Below are 24350 nucleotides of genomic sequence, written 5' to 3' on the forward strand. Positions count from 1 at the left end.
TTAAATATTTCAACTAAATAAGCATTTAATACTAAAATGTACTTTACTATTGTTAATAGTAGGGGTTTTTAATGAACCCCTGAATAGGAAAATATTCGATTTTCTTATATTGTTTATTAATTCTAAACAAATACGCTGTTTATTTTAAAAATAAACAACTATTGCTATAGTTAGAGTAATGGACTCAAAAAATAAAATATTTTTTCAAGAATTCTTGTCCAATACGCGCGCATAGACCAAACTTTTTTATCTAATAATTGAGAATCTGAAATATATTGATTTTGTATAAAAGATAAATTTTGACCAAAATGACTATCATCGATGACCAAGGTAATTTCAAAATTTAACCAGAGACTTCTCATATCCAAATTAGCAGTTCCAATTAGACTTAATTGTCGATCAACTAATATACTTTTACTATGTAATAATCCTTTTTTAAACTGATAAATTTTTACACCTGCTTCTAATAGTTCACTAAAAAAAACTCTACTAGCCCATTTTACTAAAATAGAATCATGATATAAAGGTATAATAATACTAACTTTTACTCCTCTTTGTGCGGCAGTGCAAATAGCATGTAATAAATCTTCACTAGGTACTAGATAAGGTGTAGTCATAATTAATTCATTTCTAGCTGAATAAATAGCAGTTAATAATGCTTGATGAATCATATTTTCTGGAAAACCCGGTCCGGATGCAATAACTTGAATGCTAGTCTCTCTATTAGATTTATTTTCTAAAAGATTTCTATTCGGTAATTGAGGAAGAATTTTAAAACCAGTTTCAATTTCCCAATCACATGAATAAATTATTCCTATTGTTGCAGCTATAGGTCCTTCTATTCGCGTCATTAAATCAATCCATTGACCGATACCAGAAGATTTCTTAAATAAATATGGATCTACTAAATTCATACTCCCAGAGTATGTAATATAATTATCGATTAATATGATTTTTCTATGTTGTCTAACATCTAATCGTCTTAAAAAAATTCTGAACAAACTGACCTTAAGAGCTTCTACAACTTGAATTCCAGATTTTCTCATTCTATCAACCCAAGGACTTCGAAAAAATTCGATACTTCCAGCTGAATCAAGCATTAATCTGCAACGTATACCACGTTTTGCAGATTCGATCAAAGCAATAGCTACGTCATCTGCTATGCCACCAGGTTTCCAAATATAAAAAACCATTTCAATGTTTTTACGTGCTAAATAAATATCACGTATTAAAATTTGAATAGTTTTTTTAGTATTAGTTAAAAGTTTTAGTTTATTACTTTTAATTCCAGAAATACCCTGTCTATGTTTGCATAATTGAAATAAAGCAGTCGCTACTTCACTGTTTTTAATTTGAAAAATATATGTGCAAGATTTGAGTTCATTTAACCATTGGTTAGATATAGACCAAATTCTATTAGCAATTCTTTTCTCTCTTTTCCCTAAATATAATTCACCAAAAAAAAACCAAATAGAAATTCCAATAAATGGAATAATATAAATTGTTAAAAGCCAAGACATAGAAGAAGGTATACTACGTCGTTTTATTAAAATTCGTAAAGTAATATTAGCAATTAATAACCAGTATATTAAAAAAACTAGACATTTTATTGAATTATAAAAAAGATTCATCCATTAAAGGTCCTATTTATGACTTTTTTTAAAAGTGCCTTATATTCATAGTTAAATATTTTCTATTGTTAACAAATTTATTTTGCAATATTTTTTAGTACTTTTATTATTAAATGTCTTTGAATGAAATTAAAGACAGAAATATATCTTTTAATATTAAAAATTTTTATTTTAAAAAATATTCTTAATTTTTTAAATTAGACTCATTGGTAACAATTCAAGAGGTTTTCCTACTTTATCAATTGCTACATAAATAAATTCAGCTACTGCAGCACAATAATATTGACCTAATGGTTTAGAATGAATTTTTTTAATCCATATTTCTACATTAATTTTAATAGAACTTTTTCCAATTTTAATACAATTTGCATAGCAAGTAACAATGTCACCTACTGAAACAGATTTAAAAAAATTAATTGCATCCACTCTTACCGTCACTACTTTTTCACCTGATATTTCTTTTGCTAGTATTGCTCCTCCCATATCCATTTGAGACATAATCCAACCACCAAATATGTCACCATTAGCATTAGTATTTTTAGGCATAGCAAGAGTTTTTAATACTACTACTCCTATTGGTAAATTATTTTTTTCTGACATTATTAGAATGTTCACTCTCTATTATGTTATATGAATATTACAAAGAAATTATTTTTGTTTTACTGTTTTAAAATTAATATAAATACCAGTTATTAAAATTAAAAAAAATGTTAAAGTTGTAAATCCGAAAACTTTAAAATTAACCCAAGTTTTTTCGGAACACCAATATGCTATATAAATGTTTAAAAGACTACAAAATAAAAAAAAAGAAGCCCAAAAAAAATTAATTTTACGCCAATAAATGTCAGATATTTTTATCTCTTTTTCTAAAAATCTTTGTATTATTGTTTTTTTTGTTAAAAATTGACTAATAAATAATATTATAGAAAAAATCATATAAATTATTGTTATTTTCCATTTAATAAATTGACTATTATGAAAAAATATTGTGAGAGAACCTAAAAAAGTGATTATAAAAAAACTAAATAAATTAATTTTATCTATCTCATTATAAAGAAACCAATAAAATATACATATGAAACCAGACGAAATTATTAGTGCACCAGAAGCTATAAAAATATCGTAAAACTGATAAAAGATAAAAAATGTAAGCATGGGTAGTATATTTAACATTTGTTTCATAATTTTGATCCTAAACAATCTTTCAATTTTTAAGAGCGCAAAAAAATTATGTAAAATCGAAATAAGTATATAATTAAAATAGAAAAGAGTATATTCATGCTAATATTTAGTATTAAAAAAGTAATATTTTTATTAATCAAACAAAAATGAGATAGTATTGTAGTTAAAGTAAATTTGCTAAAAATCCAAAGCAAAACACTTGGTGCTATTATTTTTATATATTTCCAAGAAATTTGTATACTAAGACGTATAGAATCTAAAAAACCATTTTTTTGAAAAGAAAAAATAATAGGTGATAAGGATAATAATATTGTTAATAATATACCCGGAATAATCAATATTATAAAACCTAATTGAGCAAGGAAAGTAGTCATGCAATTTAATATAAAAAAACTAGGTAAAGATGCAAAAAAAGAATATATTGAATATATAATTGATACTTTTTTACTATCAGATACAGTTAAAATTAAAGTAATTATACTTCCTAATAACAATGTTTTACTTATTAATAATTCAACAATTTTAAAAATAGAATATTTTAATAATTCATATTTTTCTTCTAAATTCATATTATTAATTAATTCTAATAATGAGTTAGCATCAATAAATTTATTATTTTCCATTATAGATATAATATGCATATTTGGTTTAATAAACATATTTATTAGTATGCTAACAAAAGTAACAAAAATAGATATAAAAAGAATACTTCCTATGTGTTTAGAGAAAAAATAATGTGTATCACGACACAATTCACTAGCCGTAATAAGCATATATATACTCCTAATAAATATTATATAATATAAAGATTATACATATTATTTAAAACAAGCATATTCTTATAAAAAATTATATTGAATATACTTTTATATAAAATTTATACCAATCTAGTGGCAAATTTTAAAGTTTGAATAAATTTTTTTATTTCTATGATCATTTTATCTTCTTCAGAAAAATGTTTTTCAATAATATTTATAATTGCTGAACCACATATAACACCAGAAATGCCAGATAAAATCGCTCTTTTAACTTGTTTAGAATTTGAAATGCCAAAACCTTGTAATAAAGGAACAGAACTATATTTTTTTATTTTTTGTATAAATGGTAAAGATAATGACAAAGTTTTATCATTGATCCCAGTTACTCCAGGACGGGATAATAGATAAATATATCCTTTTGCATATAAAGAAATTTTAGATAATAAGTTATCATCAGCATCTGGAGGACAGATAAAAATAGAATCAATTTTGTATTTATTTGCTATATTATAAAACACTTCTGATTCCTCAATTGGAACATCTGCTATTAGAACAGAATCTAAACCTACATTAAAACATTGTGAATAAAAATTATTAATTCCTTGATTGTAGATAAGATTTGCATATATTAATACGCCAATCGGTAATTGTGGGTTTTTTGCACGTAAATTTTTTAATACTTGAAAATATTCTGAAAAAGTATTGTTTTGAGATAATGCACGTAAATTTGCTTCTTGAATAATTGGTCCATCAGCTAGTGGATCCGAAAAAGGAATTCCAACTTCTAAAGCATCTGCTCCATTTTCGATCAAAATATCAATTATTTTTAATGATTGTTCTAAAGAAGGGTCTCCTAAAACGACAAATGGAACAAGACATCCTTCTTGAGAAACTGTTAATCGTACAAACATTTTTTTATAGCGACTCATTATTTTTCTTCCTGTTTTTTAAAATATCATGAACGGTAAAAATATCTTTATCACCACGACCAGAAAGATTAACAATTAAAATTTGTTCTTTTTCAGGATATACATGCATTAATTTTAATGCATATGCTAATGCATGAGAAGATTCTAAAGCAGGTATGATTCCTTCTTTTTTGCATAAAATTTGAAATGCATTTATAGCCTCTTTATCAGTAATAGAAACATATTCAGCACGCTTGATACTGTTTAACCAAGCATGTTCAGGACCAACAGATGGAAAATCTAGTCCCGCTGAAACTGACCAAGATTCTTTAATTTGACCTTCTTCATTTTGCATTAAATGAGATTTCATACCAAAAAAAATACCAGTTCTTCCATGTTTTAATGGAGCTCCATGTTTTCCCGTTTTGATACCCTTACCACCTGGCTCCACACCAATTAAATTAACTTTATCATCAATGAAATTAGAAAAGATACCAATGGCATTAGAACCTCCGCCAACGCAAGCAATAATTGCATCCGGAAGTTTTTTTTCTTGTTCTAAAATTTGTTTTTTTGTTTCTTCTCCAATAATTTTTTGAAATTCACGAACAATAGTGGGATAAGGATGTGGTCCAGCTGCAGTTCCAATCATATAATGTGATGTTTTATAACTATTTGACCAATCTCTTAGAGCTTCGTTACATGCATCTTTTAATGTTCCTGAACCGTTTTTTACTGATATAACTTCTGCACCCATTAATTTCATGCGAAACACATTAGGGTGTTGTCTTTCAATATCTTTTTCACCCATATAAATTCTGCATTTTAAATTTAATAGTGCACAAGCAATAGCTGTTGCTACACCATGTTGTCCAGCACCAGTTTCAGCAATAATTTCTTTTTTTTTCATTCTAATTGCTAACATAGCTTGTCCTAAAACTTGATTAGTTTTATGTGCACCACCATGTAATAAATCTTCTCTCTTAAGATAGATCCGAGTTTTTGTTCCTTTAGTTAAGTTATTACATAAAGTTAATGGAGTAGGTCTTCCAGCATAATTTTTTAAAAAATTACTTAGTTTTCTTTGAAATAAAATATCTTTTTGTGCATATACAAAATTCTTTTCTAGTTCAAATAAAGCCGGCATTAATATTTGAGGAACATACATACCACCAAACTTACCAAAATAAGGATTGAGTAAAGTCATGTAATTATTTCTTCCTATTGGATGAAAAATTTAATAAAATCTTAATTTTCTAAAAACTAACTGAATTTTTTTGTGATCTTTAATACCAGGTGAAACTTCTATACCAGAGTTAAAATCTAATCCTGAACAATTTAATTGAGATGCTACAATACAATTTTTCGAATTAATTCCTCCTGCTAAAATCACATTATCCCAAAAATTATCTTTAAGTAAAGACCAGTTAAAAGATGTATTACTACCTCCCGAATAAGAATCAAATAAATATTTATTTACATTGTTCCAATTAAGATCTGGTAATTGAGAAGAAATAGAAAAAGCTTTCCAAATCTTGATTTTTTGAGGTAGTATTTTTCTTAATTTATCAATGTATTTTTGATCTTCTTGACCATGTAATTGTATAGCATAAAGAGAAGTTTCTGCAGCGATATTTGCAATAATATTTATATCTTCATTTTGGAATACTCCTATATATCTTAATTTACTATTAACAATAATATTTTTTGCTATTTTTTGGGTGATATTTCTAGGAGAGTTTTTTATAAAAATTAATCCACCATAAATAGCACCATATTTTTCAACTACTGTAATATCAGAATTACGTGTTAATCCACAAACTTTATTATTACCTATAATAGTTGAACGTACAGCTATTTCCAGATTTTTTTTGGACATTAAGTGAGATCCAATTAAAAAACCATGAACAAATTTACCTAATTCTCTAACTTGACGATATTTTTTTATACCTGATTCACTGACTATTATTGTATCTTTATTAATTAATGGTGCTAACATACGAGTACGATTTAAATCAATAGATAAATCATGTAGGTTACGGTTATTAATCCCAATAATATTCGCATTTAAGATAAGAGCACGTTTTAATTCTGTTTCATTATTTACTTCGGTCAATATCCCCATATTTAATTTTTTTGCTATTTCAGATAATTGCTGATACTGTATATCATTTAAAACAGATAACATTAGTAAAATAGCATCTGCATTATAATATCTAGCTAAATATACTTGATATGGATCAATAAAAAAATCTTTACATAAAATAGGTTGAGATACATTTTTTCGTATGATATCTATAAATTTTAAATTTCCGTTGAAATATTGTTCATCTGTAAGTACAGAAATAGCAGATGCATATTTTTTATAAACATTAGAAATTTCTAATAAATCAAAATTTTTTCTAATAATTCCTAAGGAAGGAGATTTTTTTTTACATTCTAATATAAAAAAAGGTCTTGTTTTTTTTAAAGCATTGTAAAAATCACGTGTATTAGTGTGAATATTATTTTTGAAATTAACTAAGGGCTGTTTTTTTTTTCTTAATTCAATCCAATTATGTTTATATCTTATAATTTTTTTAAGTATTGTCTCTTCCATATTGTTCTTCTTTTAGCATTTCACTAACTTTTATGATATGTTTATAAACATCTCCACTACGAATTTTATCTAATGCTAATTGAGTGTTTTCTTTTAAATCTTCACATCCAAATATTCTTAGTAAAATGGCTACGTTTACTGCTATTAATTCTTCGTATAATCTATTACCCTTTCCTTTCATTATTGCCTTAATAATATGATAGTTTTCTTCTGAAGAACTTTCTATGTTTTTTCTTTCAGAATGTATTTTTAAACCAAAGTCTTTTGGTCGTAATTCATATGAAAAAATATTTCCATCCAGTAGTTCAGATACATGTGTTGTACCATGTAATGTAACTTCATCAGTGTTATTTCCATGTATAACAATACTTCTTTCATATTTTAAATTTTTTAATATATTAACTGCAGGTCTTATTAGTTTTTTATGATACACACCAATAATAGTGAAAGAAGGTACTGCAGGATTAAGAAAAGGTCCTAATAAATTAAAAATAGTTTTAGTTTTTAAAGTTTTACGAACATTATTAGAATATTTAAACCCAGGATGATATTTAGGTGCAAATAAAAAACAAATATTTAATTCATCTAGAGTTTGACGAGATCTTTCTGGAGATACATCTAAATTTATATTAAATTTTTTTAAAAGATCAGAAGAGCCAGATTTGCTAGAAATTCCTTGATTACAATGTTTAATAATTTTAAAACCACAGGTTGCAGCAACAAACGCACTCGCAGTGGAAACATTAATTGTATTTTTAACATCTCCTCCAGTACCTACTATATCAGAAAAAATATATTTAGGCCTTGGAAAAAAATTCATCTTTTCTGAAAAAGCATAAATTGCTCCTGTTATTTCTTCTATAGATTCACCTCTTATTTTCATAGCTATTAATATTGATGCTAGTTGTACATCTGTTATCTTACCAGACGCAACTGATCTAAATAGTTGATAACTTTCTTCTTGACTCAAGTATTTTGATTCATAAATTTTATTAAAAATATTTTGCATTTATTACCTTTAAAAATTTTTATACAATAAATATTTTTTATTACAAATATTTCAATGTTTGTTATTTTTTTAAATTTCCACAATAATCTATTGATGTAAATAATTCAATTGAAATTTAACAAACTTTTTTTGTAAATATTTTAGAAATAAGTTAAAAAGTAAAAAACAAGATATGATTATCATTTTAATACACCATATTTATAATAATTTTTTAGGAGAGAAAGAAATGAATAAATTAATAATAATATTATTATTTTCTTTAGTATCTATTACTTGGGGTACTACTTGGATTGCAATGAAAATTGCTGTAGAAACTATCCCTCCCCTTTTTGCTACTGGTCTGCGTTTTTTAATTGCTTCTCCTTTATTAATTATGCTTTCTTACTATACAAAAAATCCTCTTTTATTTCCTCAAGGACAAAGATTTTTTCAATTAATGATTGCCATATTTTATTTTTCTATACCCTTTACCTTGATGCTATATGGTGGTATTGACGTCAGTTCTTCTATTGCTTCTATTATTTTTTCAAGTATGCCTGTTGCTGTATTAACAGTATCATGTTTATATTTTAAACAAAAATTATTTTTAACTCAAAAAGTTGGATTAATAATTTCTTTAATTACATTATGCATTGTTTTACTAATTGAATTAGAATCAAATTGTTTTTTTCAATGGAAGGGAATTTTAGCTTTACTTTTTGCTTTGTTTAGTCATGCTATGATTTATGCTACATGTCAAAAGAAATGTTATAGTGTATCTGTAATAACTTTTAATGCTTTACCGTCATTGTTATCTGGAATAATTTTGTCTACTATATCATGGTTTACAGAAAGTCCTCATTTTGATACTTTTTCTAATAGATCGATATTAGCTGTAATTTATCTTGGAGATTTTTCCGGAATTTTTGGAATTTTATCTTATTTCTATTTACAACAGAAAGTAAGCGCATTTTATGCTTCTACTGTTTTTTTGATTTTTCCAATAATTGCAGGATTTTTAGAAAGTTATTTCTATAGTCATACAATTTTACTATGTGAAATGTGGTTTATTTTTCCATTACTGATAGGAATATTGTTAACTTTAATTCCAGTTAAAAATTTTCAAAAAGAAAAAATTTAAAATAGCATATTTTATAAATTGTAAAAGAATTATAACAGGTATTAGAAATGACTCAAAAAATACAAAAAATATTATCTCATTTTGGATATGGTTCACGTAGAAGTATTGAAAAGATGATTAATTCTGGAAAAATATTAGTAAACGGGAAAAAAGCAGTAATCGGTCAGTATTTAAACGAAAAAAATTTTGGTGAAATTAGAATTCAAGATAAAATTATTTCTATAAAAAAAACAAAATTCAGAACTAAAGTTTTAATCTATAATAAACCAGAAGGAGAAATTTGCACTACAAAAGATTTTCAAAAACGTCCTACTGTATTCGATAAACTACCATTTTTAAATACAAATAGATGGATTAGTATTGGAAGATTAGATATTAATACTAGAGGGTTATTATTATTTACAAATGATGGAAATTTAGCTAATCAACTTATGCATCCTAAAAATCAAATAGAACGAGAATATTATATGCGTATTTTTGGAAAAATTAATAAAAATACAATGAATATTTTAAAAAAGGGAGTTAGAATTAACAATACTTATTCTTCCTTTAAAAGTATATATTCTTTTAGTGATAAAGAATCAGGAAAAAATCAATGGTTTAAAGGTATTTTATGTGAAGGAAAAAATCGTGAAATTAGGTCTATGTGGAAAACAGTAAAATGTCAAGTAAATCGTTTAATTAGAATACGATACGGAAATATTGTTTTACCGAGAGATTTAAAAATAGGACATTGGACTGAATTAAATTCTACATTAATAGATAGTTTGTACAATTTAATTTCTACTCAAAAATAGAAAAAAATAATTTAGATCTAAAAATAATTTTATATATTTATTTTTTTTGATAAAAATCATTTCTATATTTTTTAAAAAGGTTAATTTTGTGAACTTACTTGTAAATTATGAATTATTCTTAGCAAAGATTATTACTTTTATTATGATTATTGCTGCTATAGTAATATTTTTTTGTTCTTTTAGAAAAAGAAAAAACAATACTAAAAGTAATTTAAAAATTACTTTACTGAAAGATAATTACCAAGATATCAAAAATAATGTTTTATTATCTACAATGGAAAATTTTGAAAAAAAAATATGGATAAAAAAAGAAAAAGAAAAAAATAAAGAAAAGAAAAAAGAAATATTAAAAAATAAAGAAAAATATTTCAAAAATAAAAAGAAAATATTATATGTAATAGATTTCAAAGGTGGATTATATGCTAAAGAAGTAATTGGTTTAAGAGAAGAAATATCTGCAATACTTTCAGTAGCTAATAAAAACGATGAAGTCTTATTGCGTTTAGAAAGTTCTGGAGGTGTTATTCATGGATATGGACTAGCTGCATCTCAATTAAATAGATTACGCCAAAAAGGAATACGATTAATTGTATCTGTAGATAAAATTGCAGCAAGTGGGGGGTATATGATGGCATGTGTTGCGGATTATATTGTATCTGCACCATTTGCTATAATCGGTTCCATTGGTGTAGTAGGTCAGATACCTAATTTTCATAAATTGTTAAAAAAATGTAATATAGATGTTGAATTACATACTGCAGGAGATTATAAACGTACATTGACAATGTTTGGACATAATACTGATTTAACACGTAAGAAATTTTGTGAAGAATTAAATAGCACGCATGAGCTTTTTAAAAATTTTATTAAAGAAATGAGACCATCTTTAGACATTGAAACTGTTTCTAATGGAGAACACTGGTTCGGTACAATGGCTCTAGAAAAAAAACTAGTAGATGAAATTAATACAAGTGATGATATTTTAACTTCCAAAATGAAAGAATATACTTTATTAAGCATTCAATATGTTTATCCTAAAAAAATAATAGAACGTTTTACTTCTTCTATATCACATAATTTTAGTAAAATATTATTGAAAATGTTTTTAAATAAGAATTATTTCTAATTTTTTTCTTTTTAATAAAAAATTTGTAGATTTTTTAAAAAAAATCATGATATTCATATTTCTTTCTAAAGTAAAATAATAAAACAATATATAATGAATTTGGTAAAAATATGCAAAAATCTCTTGTGATAGTTGAATCTCCAGTAAAAGCAAAAACTATAAATCAATACTTAGGTGATGAATATATAGTTAAATCTAGCATAGGACACGTAAGAGATTTACCTACTAGTAATTTAAATAATAAACAAAAAATTCAGAATTCTAAACATTCTAGCAAAAAAAACATTTTAATAGAAAAAATAGGTATCAATCCTTATCAAGATTGGAAAGCTCAATATTATATTTTACCTGGAAAAGAAAAAATAGTTACTGAATTAAAAAATATTGCAAATCAAGTTGATTATATATATTTAGCTACGGATTTAGATAGAGAAGGAGAAGCAATAGCTTGGCATTTAAAAGAAGTTATTGGTGGTCATCCATCTAAATTTAGACGTGTTGTATTTAATGAAATAACACAACATTCAATAGAAAAAGCTTTTAATAATGTTGGTTATTTAAATATGAATCGAGTATATGCCCAACAAGCACGTCGTTTTATGGATCGTATTGTAGGTTATATGATCTCTCCTTTATTGTGGGCAAAAATTTCAAGGGGTTTATCTGCCGGACGAGTTCAATCGGTAGCAGTTCGAATTATTGCAGATCGTGAAAAAATTATAAAAAACTTTATACCAGAAGAGTATTGGCAATTAAGTGTTTCTCTTTTTTTAAAAGAAAAAGAAAATATTACTATGAATGTGACTCATTTTCAAAATGAAACATTTCGTCCAGTGAGTAAAAAAGAAGTAGATCAAGCAATAAAAAAAATTAAAAAATCATTATTTACTGTCAAAAATCGTGAAGATAAAATATTTTACAAGATAGCACCTGCTCCTTTTATAACTTCTACTTTGCAACAATCTTCTAGTCTATTTTTAGGTTTTAGTGTGAAAAAAACAATGTTTTTAGCACAAAAATTATATGAAAAAGGTTATATAACTTATATGAGAACTGATTCATATTATTTAAGTGAATATGCTATTGAAACTGTTAGGTTATATATAAAAAATTATTATGGAAAGAGTTATTTACCTAAACAACCTAATCTATATTCTAATCAAAAATATTCTCAAGAAGCACACGAAGCTATTCGACCTTGTAATGTTCAAATAAAACTTATAAAATCAGAACATTTAAATTCTGACGCCCAAAAATTGTATTCATTGATTTGGAATCGATTTGTATCTTCTCAAATGACACCAGTAAAATATCAATCTATTACAATAATAGTGATAGCTGATCAATTTAAATTACAAAAAAAAGAAAGAATAGTAATATTTAAAGGTTGGACTATCGTTTTAAAAGAAGAAAATAATATTTGTTCTGAATTTCTTATTCTAGATATAGGAAATTTACTATTATTAAATAAAATCACACCTATTCAAAAATTTACAAAACCTCCTCCACGTTTTACTGAAGCATCTTTAGTGCGTGAGTTAGAAAAAAAAGGTATTGGTAGACCTTCTACTTATGCTTCTATTACATCAAAAATACAAGATCGAGGATATGTTAAAATAAAAAAAAATAAGTTTTATGCTGAAAAAATGGGCGAAATTCTGACTATTCGACTAAAAAAAAGTTTTAGTGAACTTATTGACTATAATTTTACTGCAAATATGGAAAAAAAACTTGATCAAGTCGCTCAAAATAAAATTAAATGGAAGACTGTACTGAATTCTTTTTTCTGTAATTTTTCACGACAATTAGAAAAAGCAAAAAAACCTCCAGAAGAAGGAGGAATGGAACTAAATTTAATTGTGATGACTTCAATCAATTGTCCAGTTTGTTTTAAAAAAATGGGGATAAAAACAGCAGTTACTGGTGTTTTTCTTAGTTGTTCAGGATATGTTTCTGAACCAAAAAAACGATGTAAAAAAACTATAAATCTAATTTCATTAAACGAATGTAATTTAAAACAAAACAATAGCAAAAAAGATGAATTTAAGAAATTCATTAATAGATGCCGAAAATGTAATATGATTATGGATAGTTATTTAATTAATCCAAAACTAAAAATACACATTTGTTCTAATAATCCAAATTGTATTGGTTATACTCTTGAAAAAGGAGTTTTTAACAGCCCTACTTATTTATATGAAACAATTAAATGCGATAAATGTAATGATAATATGATTTTTAAAATAGGGCGTTTTGGTAAATTTTTTATATGTATTAATGAACTTTGTAAAAATACAAGAAAAGTTTTATCTAATGGTGAAATAGCAGAACCTCAATTCCAGCCAATTCCATTTCCACAATTATTATGTAAAGAATCTAATGCTTGGTTTGTTTTACGAGAAGGTGTTACTGGTATCTTTTTTGCTGCTAATACTTTTCCAAAATCAAGAGAAACTAGGTCTCCACTCGTAGAAGAATTAGCTCAGTTTCAAAATTTATTGCCAGAAAAAATACGTTATTTAGCAAGTGGACCTCAAATTGACGATGAAGGCAATAAAACTATAGTTTGTTTTAATAGAAAGACTAAAGAACATTATATTAGTTCTAAAAAAGAAGGAAAATTTACAAGTTGGTCAGCTATATTTATAAATAAGAAGTGGTCTATTATTAAAAAATAAGGCTATTGATTACTTATTTTCAATAAAAAATGTCTTTATAATAAAAAATATTCTCTCATTTTTTCAGTAATTAATCTAACAAATTTTGGACTACTAATTAAATTGCCAGAATGACAATTATTATGTTCATGTCCTCCTGTAAAATCGCTGATTAAGCAGCCTGCTTCTCGTACTTGTAATTTACCTGCTATAAAGTTGCTTGGCTCTAAATTAAAGTCAAATAAGCAATCTATTCTACCCGCTGCAACATAAGCTAAATCAAGTACGGTAGAACCAGTACATCTAAATAAAATTCCACATAAAATTAATTTTTTATATATTTCAAAATATGCAGATGATCTATCATGAATATACTCAGGTAAATTAACAGCTACTGTAGTATATTTTAAAGTCTTAATATTACTACATCTAGTTCTATAACCATTGAGCTGTGAACCTTGTCCTTTAACTGCTGTAAATAAATCATTTCTTATAGGATCATATACTACAGAAATTTCTATTTTATTTCTTACAATCACAGCAATAGAAATACAAAAATGCGGGAAATGTCTGATAAAATTATTTTTTCCATCTAGTTCATTAATTATCCAGATAGTATTATTTTCATTTTTTATCGATAAATTTTTTTGATTTTTATTTACAATAATATGATTCGGATAAGATTTGTAAATCATTTGACTAATTGTTTTATAAGTTTTATACATAATATTTTCAATAAATATATTCTTTTTTTCTATATCTTCTTTAATAAAATTTTGTGTATCATAATTTTGAACGATAACACTTCCACCTTTTCTTACTGCACGAATAGCAATATTTAACATGGGGTGCATTAAAATCTCCTAAACTTTTAAAATTTGTTAAAATAATATCATAATTTAAATATTTTTAATATTCTTAATCATGAAAAAAGTTTTTTATGTATTAAAAATAAAAAATCAAGTAAATTGATTTCTGATGTAAGATATTTAAACTATGATTAATAGTAATTCTTTGTTTTAATTTTATATTTTAAGGTAAAATTTTTAATGATAAATTATTTTTATAATCATTTTTTAGGATTTAAAAGTGAATAATATCAATATATTAAATATTTCTAATCCTAAAGTTAATCTATTAGATTTAAATCGTGAAGACTTGAAAATTTTTCTTAATTCTTTAGGTGGAAGAAATTTTTCTACACAACAAATTATGAATTGGATTTACAAGCATTATTGTAATGATTTTAATAAAATGATGAATATTAGCAAAAAAATTAGAAATGAATTATATGAAAAATCTTATATATTCGCACCACAATTTATAGAAGAAAAAATTTCTTATGATGGAACGATAAAATGGATTACGTCTATTGATAATCAAAAAATAGAAACAGTTTATATACCAGAAAAAAAACGTTCTACACTTTGTATTTCATCACAAATAGGTTGTTCTTTGAAATGTTATTTTTGCGCAACTGGAAGACAAGGATTTAATCGAAATTTAAAAGTTTCTGAAATTATCGCTCAAATTTGGCAAGCAAACAAAATTTTAAAACAAAAAAATATCAATAATCACATTACTAATATAGTTTTTATGGGGATGGGTGAACCTCTACTCAATTTTAATAATGTTGTTTCTTCAATAAAAATAATTTTAGACGAATATGCTTTTGGTTTATCAAAGCGTCGTATTACTTTATCTACTTCAGGAATAGTGCCAGCACTAAATAAATTAAGAAATATAATTGATGTTTGTTTGGCTATTTCTTTACATGCTTCTAATGATTCTATACGAGATGTGATTATGCCCATTAATAAAAAATATAATATTGAATCTCTTTTAAATTCAGCATTAAAATATTTGAAATATTCAAATGCCAATCGAGGGAAAATTACAATAGAATATGTCATGTTAAGTGGAATTAATGATTCTAATAAAAATGCTCAACAACTAGCTTCTTTATTAAAAAAAATACCTAGCAAAATTAATCTAATTCCTTGGAATTCTTTCATAGGTTCCTCCTTTGTATGTAGTGATATGAATAGAATTAATATTTTTGCAAATATTTTAAGACAAAACGGTTTTACTACAGTTATTAGAAAAAATAGAGGACAGGATATTGATGCTGCATGCGGTCAATTAACTGGTAATATAATTAATCGTCTTAAATAGTTAATTAAACTAAAACATAAAAAATATGAATAAATATAAAACTATTAATAGAAGAAAATCTGATCGTATTTACGTTGGTACAGTACCTATTGGTAATAACTCTCCTATTTCTATTCAATCTATGACCAATACAAAAACAACTAATACTTTAGATACGATTAAACAAATTTTAGAATTGCAAAAAGTTGGAGTTGATATTGTTCGAGTTGCAATACCTACTATGAAAGCTGCTGAATCTTTTAAAATAATTAAAAAAAAGGTCAGCGTTCCATTAATAGCAGATATACATTTTGACTATAGATTAGCCTTAAAATCTATAGAATATGGAGCAGATTGTTTAAGAGTCAATCCCGGAAATATTGGTAATAAAAAAAGAGTATCAGAAATTGTGAAGTGTGCAAAAGATAAAAATATTCCTATTCGTATTGGTGTAAATGCAGGGTCATTAGAAAAAGATATATTAAAAAAATATAGAATACCTACTCCAGAAGCTTTAGTAGAATCAGCTATAAGACATATTGAATATTTTGATGATTTAAATTTTCATCAGTTTAAAGTGAGTGTAAAAGCATCTGATGTTTTTCTAGCTGTGGAAGCTTATCGAATTTTAGGAAAAAAAATTACACAGCCTTTACACATTGGAATAACAGAAGCAGGAAGTTTTAGAAATGGCACAGTAAAATCTTCTATAGGTATTGCTTGTTTATTATTAGATGGTATTGGAGATACACTACGAATTTCATTATCAGCAAATCCTATAGAAGAAGTAAAAGTAGGTTATGATATTTTAAAAGTTCTTGGTTTAAGATCTCGAGGAATTAATTTTATTGCCTGTCCTACCTGTTCTAGACAAGAATTTGATGTTATTAATATAGTTAATCAATTAGAAAAAAGATTGGAAGATATCTCTACTCCAATAGATGTTTCTATTATTGGATGTATTGTTAACGGAATAGGTGAAGCAAAATTATCAACACTAGGGTTAACAGGAGGCTATAAAAAAAGTGCATTTTATGAAGATGGAATACGTCAAAAAAACAAATTAAAAAATGAAGAAATTATTGAAAAATTAGAAATCAAAATTCGGAATAAAATAAAAAAAATAGATGAATTAAATAATTGTAAAAAATAATACTTAATTAATTCTTTGATTATTTTATTATACATAAGTAAGAGAGAATAGTGAAAAAAGAAATTAAATCTATTAGAGGCATGCATGATTATCTTCCAGAAGAATTAAAAATTTGGAATTATGTAGAAACTATTTTAAAAGAAATTTTAACTAACTATTGTTATTTAGAAATTAGATTGCCGTTATTAGAAAAAACTGAAATTTTTAAAAGAGCTATTGGCAATGTCACTGATGTAGTTGAAAAAGAAATGTATTCTTTTAACGATCGAAAAGGTACTAGCTTAACTTTGCGACCAGAAGGTACTGTTGGTTGTGTTAGATCTTTTATACAAAATAATTTATGCAATCAAAAAAATAACAGATTTTGGTATTTAGGTCCTATGTTTAGATATGAAAGACCACAAAAGGGAAGATACCGTCAATTTTATCAATTAGGAGCTGAAGTATTTGGATTAGATAAAGAAGATATTGATTTAGAAATCATTTTATTAACAAATCGTTTATGGAAAAAAATTGGTATTCATTCGCATGTACAATTAGAAATAAATTCTATTGGTTCTAAAAAAGATCGACTGAATTATAAAAAAGAATTAGTATTTTTTCTTAAAAAAAATGAACATTTGTTAGATCAGGATTGTCAAAGACGATTATATACTAATCCTTTACGGATATTAGATTCTAAAAATCAAGAAATCAAAAAAATACTTCAATCGGCTCCATCATTGAATGACTATATTGATATGTCTTCAATTAATCATTTTAAAAACTTATGTAATATGATGAGTTCTCACGGAATTAAATACGTATATAATAAAAATTTAGTACGAGGATTAGATTATTATAATAGAACAGTCTTTGAATGGACAAGTAATTATTTAGGTTCACAAAATACAATTTGTGCAGGAGGAAGATATGATTCATTAGTAGAAGATATGGGAGGGAAAAAAACATCTGCTATAGGTTTTGCAATTGGAATCGAACGATTAGTGTTATTACTTAAGTCATTAAATATTTTAAATATCACAAGAGAAGAAATAAATATTTACATTATTTTTATAGGAGAGGAAAATAAATATCATGCTGTCAAATTATCTGAAGAAATAAGAAATTTATATCCTAAATTAAAAATATTTGTTGATTTTTTCAATCAAAACCTGAAAAAGAAAATAAAAAATGCTGTCAACGCTTCAGCAAAACTTGCTATTATTATTACTTCTAAAGAAATGAAAGAAAAATTTTTTTTAGTTAAAGACTTGAAAAATAAATAAAAAAGAATACTATCTTTTAAAAAATGAAATAATGATAAAAATTAAAAGTTTTTTTTAAATTAACTGTGTTTAAATCTTTTTTTAATAAAATTTTAGGAAAAAAATGTTTAATTCCAAAATAGAATTTTCAAAATATGATCCAGAATTATGGAATGCTATAGAAAAAGAAAGAAAAAGACAAGAATTTCATATAGAACTAATTGCATCTGAAAATTACACTAGTAATTATATCATGAACGTACAGGGCTCGCAATTAACTAATAAATATGCAGAGGGTTATCCTGGAAAACGATATTATGGTGGGTGTAAATATGTTGATATTATTGAAGAACTAGCCATTCAGCGAGCAAAAAAATTATTCGATGCTGATTATGCGAATGTTCAACCTCATTCTGGATCTCAAGCTAATTTTGCTGTTTACACAGCATTGTTAAGTCCTGGAGATACAATATTAGGTATGAAATTATCGCATGGAGGACATTTGACTCATGGATCTCCTGTAAATTTTTCAGGCCAAATATATAATGTAATTTCATATGGTGTAGATACAAATGGTAATATAGATTATCAAGAACTATTGTATTTGACTAGGAAATATAAACCTAAAATGATTGTTGGTGGTTTCTCAGCATATTCTGGGATTTGTGACTGGAAAAAAATGCGTGAGATTGCTGATGAAGTTAATGCATATTTTATTGTTGATATGGCTCACATAGCTGGTCTAGTAGCTGCTCAAATTTACCCAAATCCAATACACTATGCTCATGTTGTGACAAGTACTACTCATAAAACATTAGCAGGACCTAGAGGTGGGCTTATTCTTGCTAAAAATGGAAATGATACGTTATATAAAAAATTAAACTTATCAGTTTTTCCTGGTTCACAAGGAGGTCCTCTGATGCATGTCATTGCAGGAAAAGCTATTGCATTTAAAGAAGCGTTAGAACCAAAATTTAAAACATATCAAAAGCAGATAGTAAATAATGCTCAAATAATGGCTAAAAATTTTTTAATACAAGGATATAAAATTATATCTGGAGGTACATACAATCATTTATTTTTAGTTGATTTAACTGATAAAACATTAACAGGAAAAGATGCCGATATAGCTTTAAGTAAAGCAAATATCACAATAAACAAAAATACTATACCCAATGATCTAAAGAGTCCTTTTATTACTTCAGGAATTCGTATTGGTACACCTGCTGTTACTAGAAGAGGATTTAAAGAAACAGAAGTATCTAAAGTATCAGATTGGATAGTGAGTATTTTAAATGACGTTCATGACATTCATAATATTACTAATATTAAAAAGAAAGTTTTAGAACTTTGTGCACAATTTCCTGTTTATATTTAATTTAAAAATGTCATATATGTCCATCTTTGTTAATCATTATATTAATAATTATAAAAATAGCACTTTAAAATAAATTTATTATAAAATTTTATTACGGTAATTTAATTTTTATTTTCTCCAAATTAATTTTATTTTTATTTTTCAAATAAGGAATTGTACCTAATAATGGAGATTTAATATAATTTAGCAAAGTTTGGATGTAATATATATTATATTGATTGTATGGTAAAACGTTATTAGCTATCCAACCGATGCATTTTATTTTTTCTGAAATAATCGCTTTTTCTGTTAAAATAGCATGATTAATACATCCTAATTTGATTCCAACAATAATAATTACAGTTAACTGTTCTTTTTTTACCCAATCAGAAAAAGTCTTTTCATTCGATAAAGGAGTATACCATCCACCAGCACCTTCAATTAAAATCCAATTACTTTTTTTAGTAATATTTTCTAAACCTAAAGACATATCTTCAATATTAATAGTCTTTTTTTGTAATTGACTCAAAATATGAGGAGGAGCACTTTCTAAAAATGAAATAGGATTCACTTCTTGATTGCTTAATTTTATTGAACTGTTTTTTTTTAAAATCATTGCATCATTATTCATTAAACTATATATTTCTTTTTTACATCCAGAAGATACAGGTTTATATCCTGCTGTTTGATATCCTGCTGCTGTTGCTTTTTGTAATAAAATACTACTGACAAATGTTTTTCCTACATTCGTATCAGTTCCAGTAATAAAAAATTTTTTAATCATAGTTATATCTTATTTTAATAATTAATCCATATTTAAAATTATTGCCAATATTATTAACAAATTATAAAAAAATATTTATTTATCGTTTTTTAATATTTATTTTAATAATAATTATTATGAAAATTATTATGAATTTTATAAAATATTTAATTAGTACCTCTATAGCTGAGCAACTCAATAAAGTTAATTTAGTATGTTTAATAAAAAACATATAACTATGCTTATTAAGTTACTCTAATCTATAGAATTAACTATATGATATTTTTCTTAAAATCATTTTTATTAACTTTACTCTTATCTTAAAAATAAAAAATTATTTAACGATATGTTTTTAAGACAACTATATTGCTGCATTATAGTATTGATCTTTTTTTATTTTTAATGATTTCATTGTAAAATTATATGGATCTTTTTTTGACACGCTTTGTTCTTTATATTCAGGATTTAAATCCAATTTTTTAAATAATTTTAAGTCATTTTCTTTTTCTGGATTATCTGCAGTAAGTAATTTACATCCATAAAAAATAGAATTTGCTCCTGCCATAAAGCACATTGCTTGGGTTTGTTCACTCATACTCTGACGTCCAGCAGACAATCTAATATAAGATTTTGGCATCATAATACGAGCAGCAGCAATAACACGAATAAAATCAAATGGTTCTACATTTTTATTGTTTTCCATAGGCGTACCTGAAATTTTCACTAACATATTAATAGGTACACTTTCTGGTGGAATAGATAAATTAGCTAATTCCATTAATAATTCCATACGATCTTGTACTTTTTCTCCTAAACCCATTATTCCACCTGAACAAATTTTCATTCCAGCATTACGTACAATTTTTAAAGTATCTATTCGTTCTTTATATGTGCGTGTAGTAATAATACTTTTATAAAAACTTGGTGATGTATCTAAATTATGATTATAAAAATCTAAACCTGCATCAGCTAATTTCTTTGCTTGTAAACTATTTAACGTTCCTAAAGTCATACAAGTCTCCATACCCATCAATTTAATTTGTTTAATAATTTTTTCTAAATAAGGCATGTCTTTTTCTTTTGGATTCTTCCAAGCAGCACCCATACAAAAGCGACTAGAACCAGAATCTTTAGCTTGTTTTGCAGCACTAATCACTTTTTCCATTTCTAATAAAGGTTCTGTTTTTAAACCTGTTTTATATCTAGCACTTTGTGGACAATATTTACAATCTTCTGGACAAGCACCTGTTTTTATCGAAAGTAATGTACTTATTTGTAATGTATTTGGATTAAAATATTTTCTATGTTTTTTTTGAGCTTTAAAAATAAGATCAAAAAATGGTTGTTTAAAAATTTTTTTTGTTTCTTCTAGAGTCCATTTTTTTTTCATGTTATCTCCAAAAAATTATGATTTTGCTTTGGTAAAGGTTTATACTAGATTATTGAATATTTTTATATATAAATAACAATGAGTCAATCTGATAAAAATTTTGATTATAAACATATTTGGCATCCTTATTCATCTATGATTAATCCCATTCCTTGTTATTCTGTTATGTCTGCTAAAGGAGTTTATTTAAAACTACAAAATGGGAGAAAAATAATAGATGGTATGTCTTCATGGTGGTCTGCAATACATGGTTATAATCATCCTATTTTAAATAAATCTTTAAAAAAACAAATAAAAAAAATGTCTCATGTCATGTTTGGTGGAATCACACATCCTTCTGCTATTTCACTGTGTCGAAAATTAATTTCATTAACACCTAAAACATTAGACTGTGTTTTTCTTTCTGATTCAGGTTCTGTTGCTATTGAAGTAGCAATCAAAATGTTGATACAATACTGGCACTCATTAGGTCAAAAAAGAATATCATTTTTAACGATTCGAAAAGGATATCATGGTGATACTTTTGCTGCTATGTCGGTTTCTGATCCTGAAAATTCGATTCATCAAATATATCACAATATATTATCAAAAAATTTATTTGCAAATGCTCCTATCTCTTCTTTTCATAAAAAATGGGATTCAAATGATCTTGTATCTTTTCAAAAAATCATTGAAGAAAATTCATCAAAAATAGCAGGAGTCATATTAGAACCTATTGTACAAGGTGTAGGAGGAATGAACTTTTATCATCCTAAATATTTAAAAAAAATAAAAATTTTATGCCATAATTATAATATTCCACTTATTTTTGATGAAATTGCAACAGGATTTGGTCGTACTGGAAAATTTTTTTCTTTTCAACATGCTGATGTTATACCAGATATACTGTGTCTAGGAAAAGCACTAACGGGTGGAACAATAACTTTAGCTGCAACTTTAACAACACGACATATTGCAAATATTATTAGTATGAGTAAAGTAGGTTGTTTCATGCATGGTCCTACTTATATGGGAAATCCATTAGCATGTGCTGCTGCAAATGCTAATATAAAAATATTAGAAACTAATCAATGGAAAATACAAGTCTCTAATATTGAAAAACAATTATATAAAAATTTAACGCCATTAATTGATCACCCGTACGTAATTGATGTGCGAATATTAGGCGCTATTGGTGTAATTGAATGTTCTCGTCTAGTTAATATGCCTTTAATGCAAAAATTTTTTGTTAACAATGGTGTTTGGATCAGACCCTTTAAAAAATTAATTTACATTGTACCACCTTATATTATTAGTACTAATGAATTAAATAAACTTATTAATGTTATTACGCAAGCTTTAAATGATAGTTCTTTATTTCTATAAATCATTTTATAAAATATATTTTTTTTAATTTAATTGATATGAAAGTACCCATATTGGGTTTGTGCTAGTAGAATATGTATTTATTTTAGTTAATTCTCCATTAATAGTTGAAATATTATATAATATAAACATATTAGATTTTTCACTAGCAACTATTAAACGTGTATTATTAAAATTAATACAAAATGATCGTGGTTGTTCTACTGTTGAATAACTTTTAAAAAAAATAATCTTATAGTTTTTCTGATTAATATGAAATAAAGAAATAATATTTAAAAATCGATCAGCAGCGTATAAAAAACGACCACATTTTGTTATATGAATATCAGAAGACCAATAACGTTCTGGAAATATATTATTAGATATACTGACATTTTGTATGTTCTGAATATTTATTATATTATTTTTTTTATCTATTTTCCATACATCTATAGTTCCATTCAGTTCGTTTATAGTATAAACAATATCTTGATTTGGATGAAAGACAATATGACGAGGTCCTGAATTTTTTTTAAGATTAAGTACTTTTTGTTCAGTGTTTTTTAAAATTCCAAAATTTGTTAAATAATATAAATAAATAGAATCTTCTTTTAAAGACATAACGAATAAAATATTATATTTATAATTTATTTTAGCGGCATGACAACCTTGTATGTTATAAATGATTTGTATTGGATTTTGAGGAATACCATATTGATTTAATGGACTGACACTAATACAATTAGAATGATATGAACTACAAAATAAAAATTCTTTAGTATAATTGAAAGAAATATAATTAGGTTTTCCAGGTATGATGCTCTCGTATTTTTTTTTCAAAAAACCATCATTATTTATGTCATATGTAATAATTTTATTATTTGGACGAACACCAGCATATAATAAATTTTTATTTTTAATAATATTTAAGGGTTGAACTTGACCCTCTATTTCCATAATTTGAATAATATTCATATCTCCTGATTGAGGTAAATTCCACACCTCTATATTTTGACTATTTGAATTCGCAATATATACTACTTCTTTCATATAATTCCTTTAATTCTTCATAAAAAAATTTTTGTGTGATTAAGATTTATCAAATAAAATAATATTAAAATATATTTTATAATAGTACTTTCAATAAAAATATAA

At 25.3% G+C, this 24350-nt stretch carries 21 protein-coding genes; 9 read left to right on the forward strand and 12 right to left on the reverse strand.

The annotated features are described in order from the left end of the window. Positions 1-170 precede the first annotated feature (170 nt). From cls to trpD, 8 genes are all read right to left on the reverse strand, one after another. Positions 171-1631, reverse strand: a complete 1461-nt coding sequence (gene cls, locus BUMPG002_RS01380; RefSeq protein ID WP_025368911.1) for a cardiolipin synthase — start codon at positions 1629-1631, stop codon at positions 171-173. Between the two features lie 192 nt (positions 1632-1823). Then, a complete protein-coding gene (yciA, locus tag BUMPG002_RS01385; RefSeq protein ID WP_025384583.1) occupies positions 1824-2231 on the reverse strand; it encodes an acyl-CoA thioester hydrolase YciA in 408 nt (135 codons plus the stop codon). Positions 2232-2279: 48 nt separating this feature from the next. Next, entirely contained in the window at positions 2280-2813 is a 534-nt protein-coding gene (locus tag BUMPG002_RS01390; RefSeq protein ID WP_025404224.1) for a septation protein A, read from the reverse strand. 29 nt (positions 2814-2842) lie between these two features. Then, positions 2843-3586 carry a YciC family protein gene (locus tag BUMPG002_RS01395; RefSeq protein ID WP_025368914.1) on the reverse strand — a complete coding sequence of 248 codons (744 nt, stop codon included), beginning with the start codon at positions 3584-3586 and terminating at the stop codon, positions 2843-2845. Between the two features lie 104 nt (positions 3587-3690). Continuing rightward, positions 3691-4500 carry a tryptophan synthase subunit alpha gene (gene trpA / locus BUMPG002_RS01400; protein ID WP_025368915.1) on the reverse strand — a complete coding sequence of 270 codons (810 nt, stop codon included), beginning with the start codon at positions 4498-4500 and terminating at the stop codon, positions 3691-3693. After that, the gene (gene trpB / locus BUMPG002_RS01405) at positions 4487-5686 is read right to left on the reverse strand and encodes a tryptophan synthase subunit beta (protein ID WP_025368916.1); all 1200 of its coding nucleotides are present in this window, start codon (positions 5684-5686) and stop codon (positions 4487-4489) included. Before trpB ends, trpA begins: the two co-directional genes overlap by 14 nt. A 30-nt stretch (positions 5687-5716) precedes the next feature. After that, complete coding sequence (gene trpCF, locus BUMPG002_RS01410) at positions 5717-7078, reverse strand: bifunctional indole-3-glycerol-phosphate synthase TrpC/phosphoribosylanthranilate isomerase TrpF (protein ID WP_025404225.1); 1362 nt, start codon at positions 7076-7078, stop codon at positions 5717-5719. Next, the gene (gene trpD, locus BUMPG002_RS01415; protein WP_025404226.1) at positions 7059-8087 is read right to left on the reverse strand and encodes an anthranilate phosphoribosyltransferase; all 1029 of its coding nucleotides are present in this window, start codon (positions 8085-8087) and stop codon (positions 7059-7061) included. The genes trpCF and trpD overlap by 20 nt, the downstream gene beginning before the upstream one ends. Positions 8088-8313: 226 nt before the next feature. Here trpD and BUMPG002_RS01420 point away from each other — a divergent pair, with 226 nt between their 5' ends. From BUMPG002_RS01420 to topA, 4 genes are all read left to right on the forward strand, one after another. Beyond that, positions 8314-9207, forward strand: coding sequence for a DMT family transporter (locus BUMPG002_RS01420; RefSeq protein WP_025368919.1), 894 nt, complete (start codon positions 8314-8316; stop codon positions 9205-9207). Positions 9208-9254: 47 nt separating this feature from the next. Then, on the forward strand, positions 9255-10004 hold the full coding sequence (locus tag BUMPG002_RS01425; RefSeq protein WP_025384585.1) for a pseudouridine synthase: 750 nt from the start codon (positions 9255-9257) through the stop codon (positions 10002-10004). A gap of 88 nt (positions 10005-10092) precedes the next feature. Continuing rightward, the gene (gene sohB, locus BUMPG002_RS01430) at positions 10093-11130 is read left to right on the forward strand and encodes a protease SohB (RefSeq protein ID WP_025368921.1); all 1038 of its coding nucleotides are present in this window, start codon (positions 10093-10095) and stop codon (positions 11128-11130) included. 110 nt (positions 11131-11240) lie between these two features. Beyond that, complete coding sequence (gene topA, locus BUMPG002_RS01435) at positions 11241-13808, forward strand: type I DNA topoisomerase (RefSeq protein WP_025368922.1); 2568 nt, start codon at positions 11241-11243, stop codon at positions 13806-13808. Between the two features lie 35 nt (positions 13809-13843). Here the strand turns inward: topA and BUMPG002_RS01440 are convergent, their stop codons facing one another. Further along, a complete protein-coding gene (locus BUMPG002_RS01440; RefSeq protein ID WP_025368923.1) occupies positions 13844-14641 on the reverse strand; it encodes an inositol monophosphatase family protein in 798 nt (265 codons plus the stop codon). Between the two features lie 235 nt (positions 14642-14876). Between BUMPG002_RS01440 and rlmN the strand changes: the two genes are divergently transcribed. From rlmN to glyA, 4 genes are all read left to right on the forward strand, one after another. Then, positions 14877-15962, forward strand: a complete 1086-nt coding sequence (gene rlmN, locus BUMPG002_RS01445; protein ID WP_025368924.1) for a 23S rRNA (adenine(2503)-C(2))-methyltransferase RlmN — start codon at positions 14877-14879, stop codon at positions 15960-15962. A 25-nt stretch (positions 15963-15987) separates the two neighbouring features. Next, positions 15988-17094 carry a flavodoxin-dependent (E)-4-hydroxy-3-methylbut-2-enyl-diphosphate synthase gene (ispG, locus tag BUMPG002_RS01450; RefSeq protein WP_025368925.1) on the forward strand — a complete coding sequence of 369 codons (1107 nt, stop codon included), beginning with the start codon at positions 15988-15990 and terminating at the stop codon, positions 17092-17094. Positions 17095-17144: 50 nt separating this feature from the next. Then, complete coding sequence (gene hisS, locus BUMPG002_RS01455; RefSeq protein ID WP_044010864.1) at positions 17145-18362, forward strand: histidine--tRNA ligase; 1218 nt, start codon at positions 17145-17147, stop codon at positions 18360-18362. Between the two features lie 103 nt (positions 18363-18465). Further along, positions 18466-19719: a serine hydroxymethyltransferase gene (gene glyA, locus BUMPG002_RS01460; RefSeq protein WP_025368927.1), complete on the forward strand. Its 1254-nt coding sequence runs from the start codon at positions 18466-18468 to the stop codon at positions 19717-19719. A 91-nt stretch (positions 19720-19810) separates the two neighbouring features. On the opposite strand, the gene bioD is transcribed toward glyA, so the two are convergent. Together bioD and bioB are read right to left on the reverse strand one after the other, a co-directional pair. Next, a complete protein-coding gene (gene bioD / locus BUMPG002_RS01465) occupies positions 19811-20482 on the reverse strand; it encodes a dethiobiotin synthase (protein ID WP_025368928.1) in 672 nt (223 codons plus the stop codon). Between the two features lie 340 nt (positions 20483-20822). Continuing rightward, positions 20823-21851, reverse strand: a complete 1029-nt coding sequence (gene bioB, locus BUMPG002_RS01470) for a biotin synthase BioB (RefSeq protein ID WP_025368929.1) — start codon at positions 21849-21851, stop codon at positions 20823-20825. Between the two features lie 78 nt (positions 21852-21929). Here bioB and bioA point away from each other — a divergent pair, with 78 nt between their 5' ends. Next, positions 21930-23216: an adenosylmethionine--8-amino-7-oxononanoate transaminase gene (gene bioA, locus BUMPG002_RS01475; protein WP_025368930.1), complete on the forward strand. Its 1287-nt coding sequence runs from the start codon at positions 21930-21932 to the stop codon at positions 23214-23216. A 24-nt stretch (positions 23217-23240) separates the two neighbouring features. Here bioA and BUMPG002_RS01480 read toward each other — a convergent pair whose 3' ends face one another. After that, on the reverse strand, positions 23241-24245 hold the full coding sequence (locus BUMPG002_RS01480) for a beta-propeller fold lactonase family protein (RefSeq protein ID WP_025368931.1): 1005 nt from the start codon (positions 24243-24245) through the stop codon (positions 23241-23243). Positions 24246-24350 lie beyond the last annotated feature (105 nt).

The sequence above is a fragment of the Buchnera aphidicola str. G002 (Myzus persicae) genome, assembly GCF_000521565.1.
GTDB classification, from domain to species: domain Bacteria; phylum Pseudomonadota; class Gammaproteobacteria; order Enterobacterales; family Enterobacteriaceae; genus Buchnera; species Buchnera aphidicola_C.

Coding starts and splice junctions, on each gene's coding strand:
- trpCF (WP_025404225.1), bottom strand. CDS start 7,078: ATGGAAGAGACAATACTTAAAAAAATTATAAGATATAAACATAATTGG.
- bioD (WP_025368928.1), bottom strand. CDS start 20,482: ATGATTAAAAAATTTTTTATTACTGGAACTGATACGAATGTAGGAAAA.
- cls (WP_025368911.1), bottom strand. CDS start 1,631: ATGAATCTTTTTTATAATTCAATAAAATGTCTAGTTTTTTTAATATAC.
- ispG (WP_025368925.1), top strand. CDS start 15,988: ATGAATAAATATAAAACTATTAATAGAAGAAAATCTGATCGTATTTAC.
- BUMPG002_RS01440 (WP_025368923.1), bottom strand. CDS start 14,641: ATGCACCCCATGTTAAATATTGCTATTCGTGCAGTAAGAAAAGGTGGA.
- bioB (WP_025368929.1), bottom strand. CDS start 21,851: ATGAAAAAAAAATGGACTCTAGAAGAAACAAAAAAAATTTTTAAACAA.
- yciA (WP_025384583.1), bottom strand. CDS start 2,231: ATGTCAGAAAAAAATAATTTACCAATAGGAGTAGTAGTATTAAAAACT.
- BUMPG002_RS01480 (WP_025368931.1), bottom strand. CDS start 24,245: ATGAAAGAAGTAGTATATATTGCGAATTCAAATAGTCAAAATATAGAG.
- BUMPG002_RS01390 (WP_025404224.1), bottom strand. CDS start 2,813: ATGAAACAAATGTTAAATATACTACCCATGCTTACATTTTTTATCTTT.
- bioA (WP_025368930.1), top strand. CDS start 21,930: ATGAGTCAATCTGATAAAAATTTTGATTATAAACATATTTGGCATCCT.
- BUMPG002_RS01425 (WP_025384585.1), top strand. CDS start 9,255: ATGACTCAAAAAATACAAAAAATATTATCTCATTTTGGATATGGTTCA.
- trpB (WP_025368916.1), bottom strand. CDS start 5,686: ATGACTTTACTCAATCCTTATTTTGGTAAGTTTGGTGGTATGTATGTT.
- BUMPG002_RS01420 (WP_025368919.1), top strand. CDS start 8,314: ATGAATAAATTAATAATAATATTATTATTTTCTTTAGTATCTATTACT.
- topA (WP_025368922.1), top strand. CDS start 11,241: ATGCAAAAATCTCTTGTGATAGTTGAATCTCCAGTAAAAGCAAAAACT.
- trpD (WP_025404226.1), bottom strand. CDS start 8,087: ATGCAAAATATTTTTAATAAAATTTATGAATCAAAATACTTGAGTCAA.
- trpA (WP_025368915.1), bottom strand. CDS start 4,500: ATGAGTCGCTATAAAAAAATGTTTGTACGATTAACAGTTTCTCAAGAA.
- BUMPG002_RS01395 (WP_025368914.1), bottom strand. CDS start 3,586: ATGCTTATTACGGCTAGTGAATTGTGTCGTGATACACATTATTTTTTC.
- glyA (WP_025368927.1), top strand. CDS start 18,466: ATGTTTAATTCCAAAATAGAATTTTCAAAATATGATCCAGAATTATGG.